General features: G+C 41.7%; 13 protein-coding genes, 1 rRNA gene and 3 pseudogenes. 11 read left to right on the forward strand and 6 right to left on the reverse strand.

The window, feature by feature from the left end:
- The first annotated feature begins 22 nt into the window (after positions 1 to 22).
- Positions 23 to 140, forward strand: a 5S ribosomal RNA gene (gene rrf / locus SYN7509_RS0210555).
- A 108-nt stretch (positions 141 to 248) separates the two neighbouring features.
- Here rrf and SYN7509_RS0210560 read toward each other — a convergent pair.
- Complete coding sequence (locus SYN7509_RS0210560; protein WP_028954237.1) at positions 249 to 527, reverse strand: hypothetical protein; 279 nt, start codon at positions 525 to 527, stop codon at positions 249 to 251.
- Between the two features lie 24 nt (positions 528 to 551).
- Here SYN7509_RS0210560 and SYN7509_RS31905 point away from each other — a divergent pair.
- The 4 genes and pseudogenes from SYN7509_RS31905 to SYN7509_RS25645 all read left to right on the forward strand — a co-directional run.
- Positions 552 to 1,379 (forward strand): annotated as a pseudogene (locus tag SYN7509_RS31905) (IS982 family transposase); the annotation flags it as partial.
- Positions 1,380 to 1,450: 71 nt separating this feature from the next.
- Positions 1,451 to 1,804, forward strand: coding sequence for a helix-turn-helix domain-containing protein (locus SYN7509_RS0210570; RefSeq protein ID WP_009631412.1), 354 nt, complete (start codon positions 1,451 to 1,453; stop codon positions 1,802 to 1,804).
- Positions 1,805 to 1,864: 60 nt separating this feature from the next.
- Positions 1,865 to 1,951, forward strand: a pseudogene (locus SYN7509_RS31720) (hypothetical protein); the annotation flags it as partial.
- Between the two features lie 173 nt (positions 1,952 to 2,124).
- Positions 2,125 to 2,523: pseudogene (locus tag SYN7509_RS25645) on the forward strand (transposase); the annotation flags it as partial.
- Here SYN7509_RS25645 and SYN7509_RS28445 read toward each other — a convergent pair.
- Positions 2,520 to 2,789 carry a hypothetical protein gene (locus SYN7509_RS28445; protein ID WP_009631340.1) on the reverse strand — a complete coding sequence of 90 codons (270 nt, stop codon included), beginning with the start codon at positions 2,787 to 2,789 and terminating at the stop codon, positions 2,520 to 2,522. The pseudogene SYN7509_RS25645 and the gene SYN7509_RS28445 sit on opposite strands and share 4 nt — an antisense overlap.
- 164 nt (positions 2,790 to 2,953) lie before the next feature.
- On the opposite strand from SYN7509_RS28445, the gene SYN7509_RS29670 reads away from it, so the two are divergent.
- Positions 2,954 to 3,178, forward strand: coding sequence for a site-specific integrase (locus tag SYN7509_RS29670; protein ID WP_227501551.1), 225 nt, complete (start codon positions 2,954 to 2,956; stop codon positions 3,176 to 3,178).
- A gap of 90 nt (positions 3,179 to 3,268) precedes the next feature.
- Positions 3,269 to 3,691 (forward strand): tyrosine-type recombinase/integrase, encoded by a 423-nt coding sequence (locus tag SYN7509_RS27595; RefSeq protein WP_051482573.1) that lies wholly within the window; start codon positions 3,269 to 3,271, stop codon positions 3,689 to 3,691.
- A gap of 364 nt (positions 3,692 to 4,055) precedes the next feature.
- On the opposite strand, the gene SYN7509_RS0210585 is transcribed toward SYN7509_RS27595, so the two are convergent.
- Positions 4,056 to 5,684, reverse strand: a complete 1,629-nt coding sequence (locus SYN7509_RS0210585) for an energy transducer TonB (protein ID WP_009631325.1) — start codon at positions 5,682 to 5,684, stop codon at positions 4,056 to 4,058.
- A 288-nt stretch (positions 5,685 to 5,972) separates the two neighbouring features.
- Between SYN7509_RS0210585 and SYN7509_RS0210590 the strand changes: the two genes are divergently transcribed.
- Genes SYN7509_RS0210590 through SYN7509_RS0210600 form a run of 3 tightly spaced genes read left to right on the forward strand, consistent with a single transcriptional unit; the run spans position 5,973 to position 9,173 of the window.
- The gene (locus SYN7509_RS0210590; protein WP_009631326.1) at positions 5,973 to 6,641 is read left to right on the forward strand and encodes a MotA/TolQ/ExbB proton channel family protein; all 669 of its coding nucleotides are present in this window, start codon (positions 5,973 to 5,975) and stop codon (positions 6,639 to 6,641) included.
- On the forward strand, positions 6,641 to 7,051 hold the full coding sequence (locus tag SYN7509_RS0210595) for an ExbD/TolR family protein (protein WP_009631327.1): 411 nt from the start codon (positions 6,641 to 6,643) through the stop codon (positions 7,049 to 7,051). The genes SYN7509_RS0210590 and SYN7509_RS0210595 overlap by 1 nt, the downstream gene beginning before the upstream one ends.
- A gap of 25 nt (positions 7,052 to 7,076) precedes the next feature.
- Positions 7,077 to 9,173 carry an acylase gene (locus tag SYN7509_RS0210600; protein ID WP_009631328.1) on the forward strand — a complete coding sequence of 699 codons (2,097 nt, stop codon included), beginning with the start codon at positions 7,077 to 7,079 and terminating at the stop codon, positions 9,171 to 9,173.
- 66 nt (positions 9,174 to 9,239) lie between these two features.
- On the opposite strand, the gene SYN7509_RS0210605 is transcribed toward SYN7509_RS0210600, so the two are convergent.
- From SYN7509_RS0210605 to SYN7509_RS0210615, 3 genes are read right to left on the reverse strand one after another with little or no spacing between them, the layout of a single operon-like run.
- On the reverse strand, positions 9,240 to 9,458 hold the full coding sequence (locus SYN7509_RS0210605) for an MbtH family protein (protein ID WP_009631329.1): 219 nt from the start codon (positions 9,456 to 9,458) through the stop codon (positions 9,240 to 9,242).
- A gap of 40 nt (positions 9,459 to 9,498) precedes the next feature.
- A complete protein-coding gene (locus SYN7509_RS0210610; protein WP_009631330.1) occupies positions 9,499 to 10,620 on the reverse strand; it encodes a PepSY-associated TM helix domain-containing protein in 1,122 nt (373 codons plus the stop codon).
- 1 nt (position 10,621) lies between these two features.
- On the reverse strand, positions 10,622 to 13,243 hold the full coding sequence (locus tag SYN7509_RS0210615) for a TonB-dependent receptor (protein ID WP_009631331.1): 2,622 nt from the start codon (positions 13,241 to 13,243) through the stop codon (positions 10,622 to 10,624).
- A gap of 617 nt (positions 13,244 to 13,860) precedes the next feature.
- Here SYN7509_RS0210615 and SYN7509_RS0210625 point away from each other — a divergent pair.
- On the forward strand, positions 13,861 to 19,101 hold the full coding sequence (locus SYN7509_RS0210625) for a non-ribosomal peptide synthetase (protein ID WP_009631332.1): 5,241 nt from the start codon (positions 13,861 to 13,863) through the stop codon (positions 19,099 to 19,101).
- Positions 19,102 to 19,115 lie beyond the last annotated feature (14 nt).

Below are 19,115 nucleotides of genomic sequence, written 5' to 3' on the forward strand. Positions count from 1 at the left end.
CCATTACACACTCAACAAGTTTCCTGGTGCTTATGGCGCGGTGGAACCACTCCGACTCCATCCCGAACTCGGAAGTGAAACGCTGCTGCGGCGACGATACTTTGGGGGTTGCCCCACGGGACAATAGCTCAGTGCCAGGTCTATCATTTAACATAAACAAAGCAGCCTCAGTTTATTGAGGCTGCTTTGTTTATGTTAAATGATTAAAATTTGTTTATGTTAAATGATTAAAATACGAGGACTGCTTACTAAAATATTCGTGTCTGCCACCAGGAAGTATTTTTGATTTCATCCCGAATATTTTTGATCTCTGCTTTCAGCTCTCTGATTTCATTTAACATATATTCTTTATACAAAAGACTTATTGCTTTTTGTAAGTCCGTAATTGCTTCTTTTTTTTCTCCTTTGTCATTGCGAATATATCCTCTCTCTATATACGCACTGATGTATTGAGGATCTAATTTAACGTCAGTTCGGGATAAGGAAAAAGCAAAAAAGGGGCAAAACAGGTAGTCTGAAAGTACCAACTAATCAATCCACCTGGCTGCCTTATGCTCAGTTTAGAAGAACTATTCTGCTCCGTCGATGATTTTTGCCAAATCTTTGAACCATTGTGGGAAAATCAATTGCTTGGTCACAATTTACAACGGCGCAAACGTAGGCGCACTTTATGTTTGAGCGAAATCATGACGATTATGATTGGCTTTCATCAGTCTTGTTACCGGAATTTTAAAACCTATTACGAGCGAAAAAGTGCAAGAAGATTGGCAGGCTTATTTTCCCAGACTTGTGAGCTATAACCGTTTTTTAGAGTGGATACCTAGCACTTTAATACCCTTGTGCGCCTATGTACGTTCTCGTTTTGGCTCTTGTAGTGGCATTAGTTTCATGGACTCCACTAGCCTCCGGGTCTGTCACAATAAGCGTATCAGTCAGCATAAAGTATTTAAGAATCTAGCGGCTCGTGGTAAGACTTCGGTAGATTGGTTTTTTGGTTTTAAACTCCATCTGGTTGTCAATGACAAAGGTAAGGCGGCTTAACTTTCAGGTGACTCCAGGCAATATTGATGATCGTAAACCTGTTCCTAGATTACTACAATACCTTTTCGGTAAAGTGTTTGCAGACAAGGGTTACATTTCTCTAAAACTTACAAAAGATTTATTGGACAGTGTTGGCGTACAACTTATAACTAAGCTCAAGCGCAACATGAAGCAGCGTTTGATGCCCCAGGTTGATCGATTGCTATTACGTAAAGTCTTCCGGGGGAAGATTCCCCCGGAGAGCTTTACGTAAACGTGCTGTGATCGAAACTATTATTGACCAATTGAAGAATATTTCCCAGATAGAGCATTCAAGGCATCGTTCGCCAGTCAATTGCTTTGATACTAAGTTGCGATCAGAGGTAGTAGAGTAGTAAAACAGAGAAACTTGGAAAAGGGAAATGGATATGTGGGTCAAGTAACGAAAGCCTGTTCTCACTTAGAAAAGGAGACAATCAAGCAAAAAATAAAGTTAGCGTCCTCTCATTGGGATAGACAAAAATGGCTTGTGATCTACAATGCACTAGCAGACCCTAGACTATCGGCTCAGATTGCGCGTCATTGTGGGGTGTCCCAAGGATTTGTCAGAAAAGTAATTCAGCAATATAACCGCACTGGAGAAATTGGATTATCTACTCCAGGCAAAGGAGGTAGACGTAATTGCTATTTAAGTTGGGATGAGGAAAAACAACTAATAGATGGGTTTAAAGAAAAAGCCCGTCGTGGTCAAATAGCCACCGCAATTCAAATTAAACTTGCTTAGGAACTTAAGTGTGGTTTTCCAGTACCTAAGACGACAATTTATCGCTGATTAGAGAGGCATCAATGGCGCAAAATTGTGCCAAGGTCTTCTCATCCAAAAAAAGACCCTAGTGCCATTGATGAATTTAAAAAAACTTCTCGTCTTTAGTTAGGCAAATAAATCAAACCAGGAATCCATCTGATACTAGACCAATAGTATTAATNGCGGGAGATGAGGGTAGGTTTGGGCGTATAGGAGAAGTCAGAGCTTGCTGGTGTCCAAAAGGTATGCGTCCAATTGTACCTAAGCAACAAGTTAGACAATAGGTTTACGCTTATGCCGCCGTTGCACCCCAGTTAGGTTTAATGACTTGCTTAATTTTACCCTACGCTAATACTCAGATGATGAATTTATTTTTGGCGCAAGTTGCTCAAGAGTTTAGCGATTATTTTGTGATTTTACAATTAGACAAAGCCTCTTGGCATCGTTCTAGCTGTTTAACAATTCCAGAAAATATCCGGTTAATTTTTCAACCTGCCTATAGTCCAGAGTTAATGCCTGTAGAACATATCTGGGAGGCTGTGCGAGAAAACTACTTCTATAATCAGGTGTTTTCATCAATTGAACAAGTAGAAGATGTCCTGTGCCAAGGGTTGTTTGAACTTTCTTCTAACTGTGAGCGCCTACGTTCAATGACTTACTTTCCTCATCTTAAAGTACTACCTCTGACTGCAACTTAGTATGAACCTGGTTTAATTTGGCAATGAAGTATTTCTTGGATGAGAGGAAACCAGATTAAAACTACACTTATTGCCTTCAGAGTTAAAAATCGTTGTAAGTGTCGTCGGCAACTATTGTGTTGAATTGGTAATGGGAGAGTAGCAGCTAGTCTTTCTATTTTTACTTGTTTTTGATTCTGGAGTAACCATACCAACATTTTCAGAGTAATTTGTTGTGATGGAGTCAAGTATTTTTCGAGAAAAGTTTGATAGAATGATGGCAACATTTTTGACTACGGTCTATCTTTATTGAGAAGACCGTTTATTTTTACCATAAATCCTGACTATTTTTCTTTGTGCAGAGACTGTTGTCAATAGTTCGGCGATTTGTCCAGAGAGTTTCAAGGCTATAAGCTTCTTACTGCATGGTTTCTGGAGCGCTTGTCGCCCCCTGAAGTCGATAACTTTAGCTGATGTCCAAGGATATGCAACTGCCCTCAATCAAAGCTCTTTGGCTGTTTCTTCTGTTGGTAGGGCGATCGCGGCCATCAAATCTCTGTTTACTTTCGCTCATCAAAAAACGGGACTGCTGAAAGCCAACCCAGCAGGAGCGGTAACTCTGCCCAAAGTGAAAGATTCTTTGGCAGAGCGGATTTTACCGGAATGGGTAGTTTAGACGATGATTGGGTTAGAACCACTTCAGCGCAACCGAGCGTTGCTGAAGCTGCTGTATGTTGCAGGTTTGCGGGTGTCAGAAGTGACGTAGTTGCAGTGGTTCTCGCTGCAACCAAGAGATGTCGGGGGACAGGTATTAGTCTACGGTAAAGGTGGTAAAACACGGGCAATTAAGCTGCCTGCTTCACTGTGGCAAGAATTGCAATTATTGCGGGGTGATGCGGCAATTAGGAAACCAGTATTTACCAGCCGTAAGAAAAAGGGGCATTTGAAGGAAATGCAGGTCAATCGCATTGTTAAAGCTGCGGCAAAAAGAGTTCCAGGATTAGAGGAGGCTGTAGCTGAGAATGTATCGCCGCACTGGCTGCGTCATGCTCCTGCGAGTCATGCAACGGATCGCGGCGCTCTTGTACATTTGGTCAAAGAAACTTTGGGTCATGCCAACATTGCCACTACTGGGCGCTATCTTCATGCACGACCAACCGATAGTTCTAGTCTGTACTTGGATTCATAGCAGTCTACAATCGAAATTTAAAAAGCCTGCGATCGTTCTAATCCCTTGACTAGAGTACGGTACGATAGATGGAGAGAAGCGGCTTGCAAGGCGGCGAGTCTGTTGCATACTTCTTACAGGCGATCGCAAAAAATTAGCTTTAAACATTTAAAAGTTTAAAATTAAAACGCATACCTAGTATGTATTCCAGGCTTATTCCGGTTTCCTGTTCCGATGATTATCACTACCCTAAATCATCTTTTGCCTTTCACCTTTATCGTAATCCTTTACGCGGACATGATGTCATCCCTGCTTTGGTTGGGTCAAAAAAGTTTTGATGCTGCTAGTCGGGATGCAAACATTTTTTACAATTTCAGCAACGCCACTAATCGTTAGGATTATCTGTTAGTTGAGACTGTTGTAGTTGGCGTAAGGACTGCCGCAGTTTAGTCTGGTTAGAGCTTTGGCGCTGACGGCGCAGAGATTGACCTAGCGCCCTTTGATTAGTAATTAGAGCTGGCTGGGGCGATCGCCTTGATGCTCTAGCGCGCCGACGAGGTAGGGCGGCATCTTCTGCTCGACGTGGTGGTAAGGTATCTACACGGCGAGTGGCGGCAGTTTGAGGGCGACGAGGCGATGGACTTGAGTTTTGCTGTCTCTGTCTAATTCTGCGAGTTGGTGTAGGTGTGTTTGTTGTCTCCGTAGCTGGATTGGAGCGGGCGTTTTCTATCGGTGCGCGTCTTGACTGGGCGGGTCGGCGTTTGCGGCGTTCTCGGAGTTTGCGCGATCGCTCTGACCCCTCAATTGCAAAGTCTACTTTGGCAGAAACGCTCCGTTTTCCCCCACTTGGAGCTTTAAATTTCCAACGTCTTGCTTCTTCTAAAGCGGCTTTATCTAGCTCGGAGTGACCGCTAGAACGTGCTAGGCGTACTTTAGTTACATTTCCTTTGCCATCAACATCAACGTTAATTTCTGTTTTGCCTTCCAATCCTCGTCGCCGCGCTTTAGCTGGGTACTTTGGTTTGCTACAAGTGCGACAAGCTAAACTACCGGAACTAGCATTTGCATTGCTACTAGATTCTGGCTGGGCATTTCTTGATCTAACATTCTGCGCTTCTGTAGCTACATTTGAGCCACTTCTGTTATTCGTACCAATTCTAGAGCCGCTATTCGTACTAGAACTGGGTTTATTTCCTATCCCAGTTCTAGAGCCACTTGCAGAACTATTAGCTCTGCTTGTTCCAACAGTGGAATTGCCCGTGCTATTACCAGATGGGGCGTTACCTGTAACTCTAGAGCCGCTATTCGTACTATTTACAACCCAATTACCACTTTGAATCGGTAAGTTATTAGTGTTGCTTGGTTGGCGAAGTCCTAAAGCATTAGGTTGACTACTTGCACTGATATTATTTGGTTTTTGATCTGTATTTCTAGTAGTTGCAAGTAAATCTCTTAATTTTTGATTATTTGGCGATCGCGGAGTTACGGAACTTGGTACTGTTGGGCTTGCGGCTACAACTTCTGGCGCTGTGGGAACTTTTGCGGGTGCTGTTATCTTGGCAACTGGTGCTGGCTGGGGTTTAGTGATTTCTTTGGGAGTTTGGATTAGTTTTTGTTGTGGAAGTGGTGTCTTTGAGTTCTCAACAACTTGTTTCTTTGGAATGTTTGTTAAGGGTTTAGGCGGTTTTTGAGTAACAACTGATGGTGAAGATGGTGCGATCGCTATAGATGAAGGTGCAGACACCACTTTTGGAGTTTCGTTACGGCTAGCGCTAGGGGGCGATTTTTCTTGAGTTTCTGCAACGGGTTTTTCTTCTAAAGTGGGTGGTTCGATTAGCGTCAATTCCATTGGCTCATCTTTCAAGGGGGGTACTTTGTCCAAGAAATTGCCAATCCCAAACCCTAATATCGCAATATGTAACCCTACTGAGCCAATCAGACCGAGAGCCAGAAAAGACTTGAGAGTCTCGGCGGCTTTTTCTCTCTGTTGGGCAGCTATGTTAGAAAAGCCCATACTTTATTGCCATTCTTTTGCACTAATTGAGCTAAAGATTAAAACGTAATAGAGCAAAAGTCAAGCGAGAAATTAAGATGGATAGCGATCACTCTACGTGCGCTTTCGCCATTGTCTGAACGATCCATAAACATCAACCGTAGAGGAGCAGTGCATTGCGCCCCTACAAGTAATTAAATTGCTTGACATTAATTCTCATTTAACTTAATCTCACTTGAGAAGTATTATCAGCTTGTAGAGTCATTCAACAGGCTGACGGTTGGTTAAGAATAGGGCTAGAGATAGGTTATGGGCATAAATGAAATATTTGTTGCCGGAGGGATTGTCATGTATCCCTTGTTGGCATTTTCGTTGACAGCGATCGCGCTAATTATTGAACGCTGTTTGTTTTGGTACAAAATCAACCAAAAGCAACGCCGTGTAGTGCGCGATGTATTAGCTGCCTACCGCGATGGTTCAGAGATTGTTTTGTCCAAGTTGCGACAAAATGGCGATTTGCCTATTGTCCGCATCTTTTTAGAAGCTTTAGAGTTAGATTACGCCCCACCGCAAGCTTTTCGCCTTGCCTTAGAAGGTGCAACGCAGGCAGAATTGCCAATACTACAGCGATTTAACACAGTTTTTTCCACAATTATTACTGGATCTCCTCTCCTTGGCTTATTAGGTACGGTTTTGGGTTTAATTCGCACCTTTGCTAACCTCAGTATTGGTAATACAGGTGGTAAAGGAGTTGGACAAGTAACGGCGGGTATCTCCGAAGCCTTGGTTTCTACAGCTTCGGGCATGGTAGTTGCTTTTATAACCCTCCTTTTTTACGGTGCATTTCGCGGATTGTATAAGCGACAGTTAGCTCTGATTCACGAGTATGGCAACCAGCTAGAGGTATTGCACTTGTTTCGGTACGAAGAACGACAAACGGATATAGGAATAAAAAGTTTGGGACAGGGAAGAAAGTAATGAACGTGCCTAATGACGATAACGATTCTCTGCCAGAGATTAACCTTACTCCGATGATTGATGTTGTTTTTGCGATTTTGACATTTTTTATTTTAGCCAGCCTGCTTTTAACTCGTTCGGAGGGTCTACCAGTAAATCTCCCCAGTGCGAAGACGGCAACACAGCAAAATCAAACCCCAACTAAGTTGACAGTGACCATTGACGAGCAAGGCAAAGTATCCCTCGATCGCCAAAGAGTTGAAGTCAGCGAACTAGCGACGCGAGTTAAAGCATTGAAAGGCAATAAACCAGAATTACTAGCGATCGTCAATGCAGATCGAGCGGTGGTACATGGTCAGGTAATTACAGTAATGGATGAATTACGCACAGTACCAGGAGTGAAGTTAGGCATTGCTACACAGCCGAAGTAATCAATAGGTCAAAAAGCTAAATAAAATGCTGTCTTTTTTACTTGCTTGGTACAAGCGCTATTTATTTAAAACTTTAGCGTTTACATTCAGTCTTATTTTTGTCTTAATTGTCGGCAGCCAAAGTTTTAGCTCTACTTCTTTATCTAATCAGATACTTTGGGATACTTATGGCGTACCGCACATCTACGGTCAAACTATCCCTAGTGCGTTCAAAGAATTTGGCTGGGCGCAAACGCAAAGTCATGGCAACTTACTTTTGAGTCTTTACGGTCAAGCTAGGGGAAGGGCGGCGGAGTATTGGGGAGAGGAGTATGTAGAATCAGACCAGTGGGTTTTAACTATGGGCGTACCCGATCGCGCCCGTGCTTGGTATGCTGCCCAAAGCCCAGCTTTTCGCAGCTATTTAGATGCTTTTGCTTCCGGTATCAATGCTTATGCCCAAGCACACGCCGATCTAATTGATGACTCAGTGGAGGTGGTACTACCAGTTAAGGGAGAAGATATATTAGCTCACTTGCAACGAGTCCTCAACTTTACTTTTATTGTCGATCCTACTCAAGTTGAAAGTTTGAGTCACAAACAGCCCAAAGCTGGCTCTAATGGCTGGGCGATTTCTCCCCAACGTTCAGCAAGTGGCAATGCGATGTTACTTGCAAATCCTCATCTACCTTGGTCAGATTTATTTTTGTGGTACGAAGCGCAGATAACCGCCCCTGGAATTGATGCTTATGGGGCAACACTGGTTGGGATTCCAGTTTTAGCGATCGCTTTTAATAATAATTTGGGCTGGACGCATACCGTCAATACTTTTGATGGTTGGGATGCCTACGAACTCAAGCTTGCTAATGGTGGCTATATTTTTGATGGGAAAGTTCGCCTTTTTGAGAGTGAAACTATTGCTCTAAAGGTAAAGCAAAAAGATGGATCGCTTAGTAACAAAGAGCTTATAGTTAGGCGTTCGGTTCACGGTGCTGTATTTGCCGCCGATAAAACTGTAGCTTTGCGCGTTGTCGGTTTAGATCGACCAGGTACGTTAGAACAGTGGTGGGATATGGCGCGATCGCAAAATTTCCACCAGTTTCAAGCCGTACTGCAACGCTTGCAACTACCAATGTTTACAATTATGTATGCCGATCGCGCTGGGCATATTATGCACCTATTTAATGCTCAAGTACCAGTACGCCAGCAAGGAAACTTTGCTGATTGGGAAAAGCTAATTCCGGGGGAAACCTCAAAAACTTTGTGGACTAAAATTCATTCCTACCGTGACTTACCGCGCATTGTTGACCCCGCTAGCGGCTGGTTGCAAAATGCCAACGATCCGCCTTGGACTACTACCTTCCCACCAGCTATTGATGCTAATAATTATCCAGCTTATATAGCACCGCGTTCTATGTCTTTTCGGGCGCAACGTTCCGCCAAGATGCTATTTGAGGATAAAAAAATTTCCTTTGATGAGATGGTTGCTTACAAGCATTCTACACGGATGGAATTAGGCGATCGCTTACTAGACAATCTTATTCCTGCCGCAAACAAGTACGGAAATAAAATAGCCAAACACGCAGCTAAGGTACTGCAAACTTGGGACAGACAAACTAATGCTGATAGTCGCGGTGCGGTCTTGTTTGCCTTGTGGGTGCAAGCAATGGACTTAGATACAGCATTTAGTCAACCTTGGAGCGAAAAATCGCCGCGTACAACACCTGATGGATTAGCTAATCCTCAAGCTGCGGTTGCTACCTTAGAAGCTGTAGCAGAAAAGGTTGAAAAGACTTATGGGGCGTTGAATGTGCCTTGGGGAGATGTTTTTCGCCTCAAGTATGGCAATGTAGATTTGCCTGCTAATGGTGGTTCTGGAGACTTAGGGATTTTTCGGGTAGTAGATTTTATTGCGGCAAAAGGCGAAGTCTTTCAACCTGTAGCTGGAGATTCTTTTGTTGCAGCTATTGAGTTTTCCCAACCTGTAAAAGCAATGGCACTGACTAGCTACGGTAATGCAACTCAACCAGGTTCACCACATATTAGCGACCAATTGCCGTTATTTGCTCAAAAAAAGTTACGTCCAGTATGGCGGGATTTCAAAAATATTCAGGCGCACTTAGCTAAAAAAGAGGTATTTTAATCTCCTAAAGTTGATAATTAAGTTTTTAGTCTTGGCTATATATACCTAGCCAAGACGTATACCACTTTAACAGGCAGAATCTTCCATCTTCTTCCTTAAACTTAAAGGTCGCATATCTGTCCAAACTTCTTTAATATATTCTAAGCATTCATGTTTTAAACCGCTTTTACCCGCATCTTTCCAGCCAAGGGGATTTTCTTTATCCACAAGCCAAATTGAATATTGTTCTTCATGATTGACTACAACTTTATAAATTGTGTTATCTATTGTTTCGTCTTGATACATATTCTTACTCCTGTTTTCTAACACTGTTCGTCAAAGAATCTCATTTGCAATTTAACTTTTCTAACTTTCTCCTTTTTTGGGCTAACGAATTATTAGGTTGATACCACCACATCACTAAACCAGTAATAAATAAAATCAATGGTGTAAGTCCTACAAAAAAGTAAAGAATCCGGGTTGGTAAACCGCCAAACGTTCCAAAATGTAAAGGATTAAAAGCATCTACTACCTCATCGCCTAAAGAAAGCGATCGCGAATTTCTAAGTTGCAACACCTCCCCGGTATATCGATCTAAATAAACTCGACTGCGCCAGACTTCTTTTTCTTCAGGAAATTGTTTACCTACCATAAATACCGATTCCGGCGTAGTAGGAAAACTGATATAAGTAGTTTTAGCACTGGGTAAAGCTTCCTCGGCACGTTTTAGCATTTGCGCGATCGCTATAGTTGATTTTCCTTTTGCTGGTTTAGATACTGGTTTTGTGGGGATAGGCGTAAATGTAGCTGCATAAATTATCGGTTGAGTGTAAGCGTAAAAGTTCCAGCAAAAGCCAGTAAAACCAGTGATTGCTAGAAAAATAGCTGCAATAATTCCGACTACTTTATGAATATCAAAGTTAAGTCTTTTGATCGAAGCATTAGTTTTAATCTTGAAGCCATTAATCAACTTGCGCCAACCAGACCAAAGGATAATACCCGTAATACTCAGTACAAACAAGAAAAAAGCGGCAATTCCCACAATGATTGTCCCAGTTTCCCCAGTTAACAAAGCATTATGCAAATTATAAACAATGTCCATAATGGCATACTGAGAAATGCGATCGCCTAATATCTTGCCTGTATAAGGATTAACAATTACTTCCGTTGTCGGTTGATTTTCCGATTCTAATTCAACTCTAATTGGCGCATTTGCTTGAGTTGGTAGCTCAAAAAAACTCAATGTAAACTTAGGTTCTGGATAAGCTGCCTTGACTGTATCAATAACCGACAAAATCGACACTTGTTGCTGCTGAGGAACTATTTGCCCAAACTGAGATTGCAGCAGAAAATGATTGATTTCATGCCTAAATACTAGCAAGCTACCCGTCAAACCAACAATTACTATAATTAGTCCGGCAACTAATCCAAGATAGCGATGTAATTTGAAAGCAGTGCGGCGGATCATACTAAAACTCAATAGAAAATGAACCAACAACGGTTAAAGGCGCACCAGGTACAACAGTGTTTCTACCAATCTCGCTAGTAGCAAAATAGCCAACATCAAATAAGTTTTGGACGTTGATTGCCGTGCGCCAATTATCTCGGCGGTAAAAAATCGCTGCATCGGTACGCACATAGCTTGGTAACTGGAAGCTATTATCCAAATCTCCTAGTCTAGAGTCTACATAATAAAAGCCCAAACCAAACCCTAACCCGTGCAAATCCCCATTTTGTAGCTCGTAAGTAGTCCACAAACTAGCTTGATTTCGCGGCACATTGGGAATCTTATTGCCCACTGGAAAATCATTACTTTCAGTAATTTCAGCATTAGTATTGCTATAAGCTGCAATAACATTTAATCCTGGTAAAATTTCCCCCGCAACATCTAATTCAATTCCCTGACTGCGCTGTTCGCCGATTGCGATACTAAAGGCTTCTTCTACTGGATCGGTAGTTGAAATATTAGTTTTGGTAATTTGATAAGCCGCCAAGGTAGCAGTGAACCTTTCATTTAACTGAGTTCTAACTCCTACTTCGTATTGAGTTCCGCGTGTCGGTTCTAATAAGGAGCCGTCAGCACGAATACCACTATTGGGAGCAAACGAACGGCTGTAGCTGGCATAAAGTGAAACTGGTTCAATGGGTTGGTAGACAATACCGATACGCGGACTAAAAGCATCATTTGATTGGCTAGTTTCGCTCTCGTTCAATTTGTCGTCCACTTCTTGAGTAACGCTATCAAATCGACCGCTAATTAAAAATTTGAGATTGTCAGTTATGGCAATTTGATCTTGGAGGAAAATACCTAATAAATTGACAGTGGTTTTGTCATCTCGCAAAAAGATTAGCTCTGAACGATCTGGTCGCGGACGCTGGTTGTAGATGGGATCGTAGATGTTGATGCTAGGTGTAAAACGATCCTCTATTGAAGTATCGAAAGCATCTGAAGGTGTTTTAAAAAAACCTTCTAGGGTACTTCTTTGCAAATCGAATCCAACTAATAACTGATGCTCGACGGAGCCTGTATTAAATTTGTTAGTTAGCTCAGTCTGCATTGCATAGATTTTAAAGGCGTTGGCGTTATCAAAGTAATCGCGCGATAACTCTCCAGTTTCTTCGTTTAATTCTAGGGCGTTGGTATTTTTAACGGTTTCGTTATTTTGTAAGTATTGAAAAGCATTGCGGATTTTGAGATTGTCGTTAAATCGATGCTCTAAGTTATAACTAATATTTGTTTGTTCGCTCTGGCGAAAGTCTCCAGGTTCGCCCAAAAAGTACTCGCGGGGAATATCCGCCACTCCTTCCCCAATCGCAACTATACCCCGGTCAAAGGTTCGCCTGTCGTACAAATAGCTAGTATCGATTGATAAATTAGTCTGCTCCCCAATCTGCCAACTAAATACCGGAGCAACAAAAACTCGTTCGCTGTTGACAAAATCTCGGAAGCTACCAGCATTTTCATAAGCAACATTCAGTCGATACAGCAACTCTTTGTCTGGAGTCAATGACCCGGATAAGTCAATGCTAGGGCGATAAAAGTTATAAGTACCAATGGCTAAATTGAGATTATAAAAAGGATCTGCCAACGGTTTTTTAGTTACAACATTGACTATACCCCCCGGCTCAACATTGCCGTAGAGAACGGAAGCAGGCCCTTTTAGTACCTCAACTTGCTCAATATTGGCGGGATCTCGCAAAATTAAACCGCTTTCTGTAAAGCTGTCTTTAAATCCATCTCTCAATGTCGTTGCATCTGCAAAACCTCGAATATTGAAGTTATCAACAGTACCGCCGAAGTTGTTTCCCGAAAATACGCCGCTCACATTTTGCAACGCTGCTTCTAACCGAGTTATTTGGCGATCTTCTAAAACCTGTTGCGGTACTACTTGAATAGATTGCGGGATATCGCGGATTGGCGTATCTGTTCTAGTCGCTGTGGACGCATCGGGAATATTATAGCCATCATCTTGCCTTCCCGTAACCAGAATTTCCGGTATTTCCTCTGGTTCTGTGGGGGGTATTTGCGCTTCCTCTAATTCTGTATTTGGTTTTGCGGGGGGTGTTTGCGCTTCCTCTGATTCTGTATTTGGTTCTGATGGGGTAGTAGGAGGAGTTTGGGCTGTATTTGTCGTTGGTACAACTCCAAAAATTAAACCTTCCTCGCCATCAAATAACTCAATTTGGGGTGGGGTATTTTCTCCGTTTACGGTGACGCGGATAGTATTAGCATCAGAATTAGTAACCGTTATATTAGCAATTCCGCTAACAGGTTTATCTTGGTTAAAGGTAGCCCCAGATGGTAAGCGCAGTTGAGCATTTTTGACATCGGCAATAAAACTATTTCCCTCACTCCCCTCGACAACTTCCAGTTTTTCGCTGTTAGCAGACTGCAATATTAGCTCAATTCCAAGATCGGTAGAGTTAACTTCAACTCCAGTAATTTGTACTACTGCTGGTGTTTGTGCTAACTGAGTAGGAGTTGCGATTACTTTTTGTCGATCTTGTCCCTGTACTAGCTTTGTTTTTACCTCCTCGGCAAGGGCGGCATCAATCGCCAATACCCCAGCTAAACCTGAAACCAATAGCATCGGAAGTAACTTCTGTAGCTCCACTTTTAAACCCCAAACTTAACTGTCCTTTCTTAGCCGTAGTCAATCGGTACTTATTGAATATTCTTAGCACTACTTAGGCTAGTAGACTCTGAGCTTATTGCAAATAATACTTATTACGGTCAAACCAGATTATTGCAAACTATTTGCATTTTTGAAAGTAGTTAGCCAAAATTAGATTCAAAATTACCTTGAGAAATTGAGTAGAGATGATTGAATAATCTATACCTATCAGTGCTTTTAGGGCGTAAATTTCAATTGCAATCAAGTTAAAATTCATCTGAGCATGAATAAAATTATTGACTCTATAAAGCTTAAAAATCTTTGCATCTATCTAAAGATAGAAAAAAAAGTTTTAAACGGGGCTTTACTTTATTGCGAATATTTGTAAATATACAGAGGCTAAATGCGATTAAAGCCCTAGAGTGATTTTGTGTAATTGAGAAAGACTAGCAACAAAACCTAAAGTAATGCTTGAATAAATATTTCTGACCAAGAGGGCAAACTAGATGCGATCGCCACGAGGGCATCTAGCACATTGCCGAGGAGAACGGACAGGGTTTTGTCCTACTAAAGATTTTTAAGGGTGGATTTTAATGTTTGATAGCGGACTTGCACTATTCAATAACGGCGACAAAAAAATTACTGGGGATTTTTCGACCTTTGTAGAACTTCTCCGCCATAGAAGCGTTACCCAATCGGATGTACAGGCTTTTACATTTTTGCTTGATGGGGAGAATGTAAAAGCAAGCTTGACTTATCAGCAGTTGGATAGCCAGGCGCGGGCGATCGCATCTCAATTGCAGGCAAAAGGAGCAGCAGGCGATGTCTACGACAGGCTGCGCCTACGCGCATTATTACTATATCCACCAGGTTTAGATTATTTGGCAGCATTTTTCGGCTGTTTGTATGCGGGAGTCGTGGCTGTCCCCGCCTACCCACCTCGCAATCAACGCAACACGCCCAGAATTAAAGCAATTGTTGCCGATGCCCAGGCACAGATTGCTTTAACAACAACGGCTATTTATTCTACAGTCCAGTTGCTAATAGATTCAGATTCCTTAGAGTGGCTAACTACTGACAACCTAGAACCGGGTATAGAAGATGCTTGGCAACAGCCTTGTATAGACACAGATACCTTAGCGTTTTTGCAATATACCTCTGGTTCTACAGGTACGCCTAAAGGAGTGATGCTAACTCACGGCAACTTGCTACACAATGCGGCAGCAACTTACCAAGTAATGGAACATTCCCCCGCTAGTAGGTTTATTTCGTGGCTGCCGACTTATCACGATATGGGATTAATCGGCGGCATATTGCAGCCTGTATATGGCGGTTTTCCTTGTATTCTCCTGCCCCCAGCATCGTTTTTGCAACGTCCTTATCGCTGGTTGCAAACTATTTCCCACTACAAAGGGACTACAAGTGGCGCTCCCAACTTTGCCTATGAGTTATGCACGCAAAAAATTACCCCAGAACAAAAACAAACTCTAGATTTAAGTAGTTGGAGTGTTGCTTTTAATGGTGCTGAACCAATCCGCAGCGATACCTTAGAGCGTTTTGCTACAGCTTTTGCAGATTGTGGCTTTCGCCCGGAAGCATTTTATCCCTGTTACGGGATGGCAGAAGCAACGTTAATAGTTGCTGGCGGTCAAAAATTAGCAATCCCGGTTGTTAAAACAGTTCAAAAATCAGGTTTAGAAGTTAATCAAATAATTGCTGCTAACGATGAATGCCATCTTGTTAGTTGCGGTCAAAGCATCCCAACACAACAGATAATTATTGTCAATCCTGACACTTTAACTTGTTGTCAAGCTGGGGAAGTAGGCGAAATTTGGGTATCCGGTGCTAGTGTTGGTCAAGGTTACTGGCAGCGTCCTACAGAAACTCTAGAAACTTTCCATGCTTATTTATCAGATACGGGGGAAGGTAGTTTTTTGCGGACTGGGGACTTGGGCTTTTTGGACGATCGCCAATTATTTGTTACAGGTAGACTCAAGGATTTAATTATTATTCGCGGTCGCAACCTCTATCCGCAAGATATAGAATTGACCGCCGAACGCTGTCATTCTGCTCTACGTCTGGGTAGTAATGCTGCCTTTACCATTGAAAGTAATAGCGAAGAACGTTTATTAATAGTCCAAGAATTAGAATTTCGTGCCAAACCAAATCTTGATGAAGTTGCAAGTGCTATTCGTCAGGCTGTAACTGTCGAACATGAAATTCAAGTCTATGCAGTAGTGCTAATTAAAGGCGGGACTATTCCTAAAACCTCTAGTGGCAAGATTCAGCGCCGCGCAACTCGTGCAGATTTTGATAATGGGCAACTAGAAATATTACACAGCAGTATTCAAGAAAGTATTTTTGTTAATGAAGTAAGTATTTTAAAACGCGATCGCTTGCTAACTCTAACTCCGGCGGAACGTCAACCTATATTAACATCCTACCTAATTGCCCAAGTAGCGAGGGTGTTGGCAGTTTTACCGACAGCAATTGAACAAGAGCAACCTTTAAATAGATTAGGACTTGATTCGTTAAAAGTATTTGAGTTAAAAAATCAGATTGAGCATGATTTAGAAATTACGGTAGCTGTTGCAGACTTATTTGAGAATGCGATCGCTCAATTAGCAATAAAGCTATCGGATCTCACCGTTGATACTGCACTGAATTTAACTCAAATTAAAACAGATAATCAGTTTCATCCTTTATCCTTTGCCCAACAACAACTATGGTTCGTGCATCAACTAGCGCCGGAAAGTTCTGCTTACAACATTCCCCTAGTGGTGGATTTTAAAGGACGGCTAAACGTTGGACTGATGGAACAAAGCTTGAATGCAATTATTAACTGTCATGCAGTTTTAAGAACTAACTTTACCGTAGTAGGCGATCGCCCGATGCAAGTTATTCATCCTACTGCAACTATCGATTTGCCTGTTGTGGACTTGCGGGAATTGTCAGATAGCGAACGTGCTGAGAGGGTGCAAAGGCAAACAACAAATTTAGCTCATCAGCCATTTAACTTATCTACGCAACTACTTATCCGGGGTTTGCTGCTACGTCTAGCTAATGAAGAATACAAACTATTGCTGACTTTGCACCATATCGTTGCTGATGGTTGGTCTGTAGGTATATTAATGGGAGAATTGATAGAACGTTATGGATCGTTGAAACCCTCGTCAGAGCTACCTTTACAGTATGTAGATTTTGCCTATTGGCAAAGGCAATATTTACAAACAGACAACAAACTACTGGCATATTGGCGGCAGCAATTGGGTGGGAATTTACCTGTATTGAATTTGCCAATGCGATCGCGTCCTCCAGTACCAACTTTTGCAGGTGATCGCACTAGCTTAACCATACCAAAAGACCTTACCCAAGCTCTCAAACACCTTAGCCAGCAAGAGGGCGCAACTTTATACATGATTCTGCTGGCAGCCTTCAAAACCTTACTTTATCGTTATACAGGGCAAACAGATATTTTGGTAGGTTCTCCCGTTGCCAATCGTAACCACACGGAAATAGACTTGTTAATTGGCTGCTTTGTTAATGTGTTGGTGTTACGTAGCCATTTAAGTAATGAACTTAGTTTTAAACAACTGCTGGCACAAGTAAAGTCTACTGCTTTAGCCGCTTACGAGCATCAAGACTTACCTTTTGAGCAATTAGTCCAGCAATTACAACCAGAACGCAGCCTTAGCTACAATCCGTTGTTTCAGGTGATGTTTGTTTTCCAAAATATGCCGATGGCAACGCCAACGTTAGCGGAAATATCTATTGATTGGCAAGAGGGATACACTAGCACCTCTAAGTTCGATCTAACTTTATTTATGCACGAGCAAGGACAAGAATTAGTCGCAACTATAGAGTACAACACAGATTTATTTGACGCAGATGCGATCGCGCGGATGTTGGGACATTTGGAGACTTTACTTGGAGGTATTGTTGCTAATAGCGATCGCTCTATTGCCGAATTGCCTTTACTAACCGCCGCCGAACAGCATCAAATTCTAGTTGAATGGAATAATACTCACCAAGATTATCCCCGCGTTTGCATTCATCAACTATTTGAGCAACAAGTAGAACTCACGCCGGATGCTGTGGCTTTGGTATTTGGGCAACAAAGACTTACTTATCGCCAGTTAAATAACCAAGCTAATCAATTAGCGCACTACTTGCAAACTCTTGGAGTCAAGCCGGAGGTTATTGTTGGTATCTGCGTGGAACGTTCGATTGAGATGATTGTAGGGCTTTTAGCAATTCTCAAAGTTGGCGGCGCATATTTGCCCCTCGATCCTAAGTATCCTCAAGAACGCTTGAATTTTATGCTGGCAGATAGTCAATCGCAGATATTAGTTACACAGAAGCATTTAGTTGAACTTTTTAGTAAGGTGCATACTGTCTGTTTTGAAGATATAGAGGTTACACGACAAAGTATAGAAAATTTAGACAGTGAAGTAACGGCGAAAAACTTAGCCTATGCTATATATACCTCTGGTTCTACAGGTATTCCTAAAGGCGTTGCGATCGCTCATTCTAGTTGCGTTGCTTTACTAACTTGGGCGCGAACAGTTTTTAGCGATGATGAACTTAAAGGAGTTTTAGCATCAACTTCTATTTGCTTCGATCTGTCGGTATTTGAAATATTTGTCCCGCTAAGTTGGGGTGGGAAAGTAATTTTGGTAGAAAATGCCTTGCATCTTTCTAGTGTAACGGATGAAGTAACTTTAATTAATACAGTTCCTAGTATAATTTCCGAATTATTAAACGGAAATATGCCTACTTCTGTTCGCACTATTAACTTAGCTGGCGAACCTCTGTCCTATCAACTTGTGCAGCAAATTTATCAAAATCAAGCAATTGAAAAAGTTTTTAATCTTTACGGGCCGTCGGAAGATACAACTTATTCAACATTTACTTTAGTGAGAAAAGATGATAGAATTGTATCCATCGGTCGCCCAATCAGTAATACACAAATTTATCTTCTTGATTCTTGTTTACAACCAGTTCCAATTGGTGTAACAGGAGAAATTTACATAGGTGGAGCAGGGCTGGCTAGAAACTATTTGCATAGCCCAGAAGTAACTAAAGAAAAGTTTATTACTAATCCGTTTAGTAGCGAATTAAAATCACGGTTATATAAAACTGGTGATATCGCGCGTTACTTGCCAGATGGTGACTTAGAGTATTTATGGCGAATAGATAACCAAGTAAAAGTTAGAGGTTTTAGGATTGAATTAGGTGAAGTTGAAAAGGTTTTAAGCGAACATCCAGCAGTAAGTAAGGTTGTAGTTTTAGCAGTTGAACAACAATTATTAGCTTATTTTGTTCCTTGTCAAAATTTAACTCCTACTACAGAAAATTGGCGGAGTTATTTAAAACAATTGTTGCCCGATTTTATGATTCCTGCGGCATTTGTATTAGTAGATAGTATACCGCTATTGCTAAATGGAAAAGTTGATCGTAGTGCTTTAAATGGAATAAAAATTAATCAAACCAAGGCTTATGAAGCTCCGCAATCGGAAATAGAAGAAACGATCGCTAAAATTTGGCAAGAGGTATTACAGCTAGAGAATGTCAGTGTCAATGATAACTTTTTTGATATGGGTGGTCATTCTTTATTGATGGTACGAGTTCAACAAAAATTAGGCTCGGTATTAGAACAAAAGGTAGGGATTATCGATTTGTTTCAATATCCTACTATTCGCTCTTTAGCACAGTATTTAAGCCGAGATGAACAGAAAGATTTGGTTTGGCGATCGCTAAAAGAACGAACTCAAAAACAAATGGATGCTGCGAAGAAAAGAAAGCAGTTGGCGAGAAAGTTTGCTGAATTTTGATATTGCATTTTTTG

The sequence above is a fragment of the Synechocystis sp. PCC 7509 genome, from assembly GCF_000332075.2.
In the GTDB taxonomy this organism is placed as follows: Bacteria; Cyanobacteriota; Cyanobacteriia; order Cyanobacteriales; family Chroococcidiopsidaceae; genus Aliterella.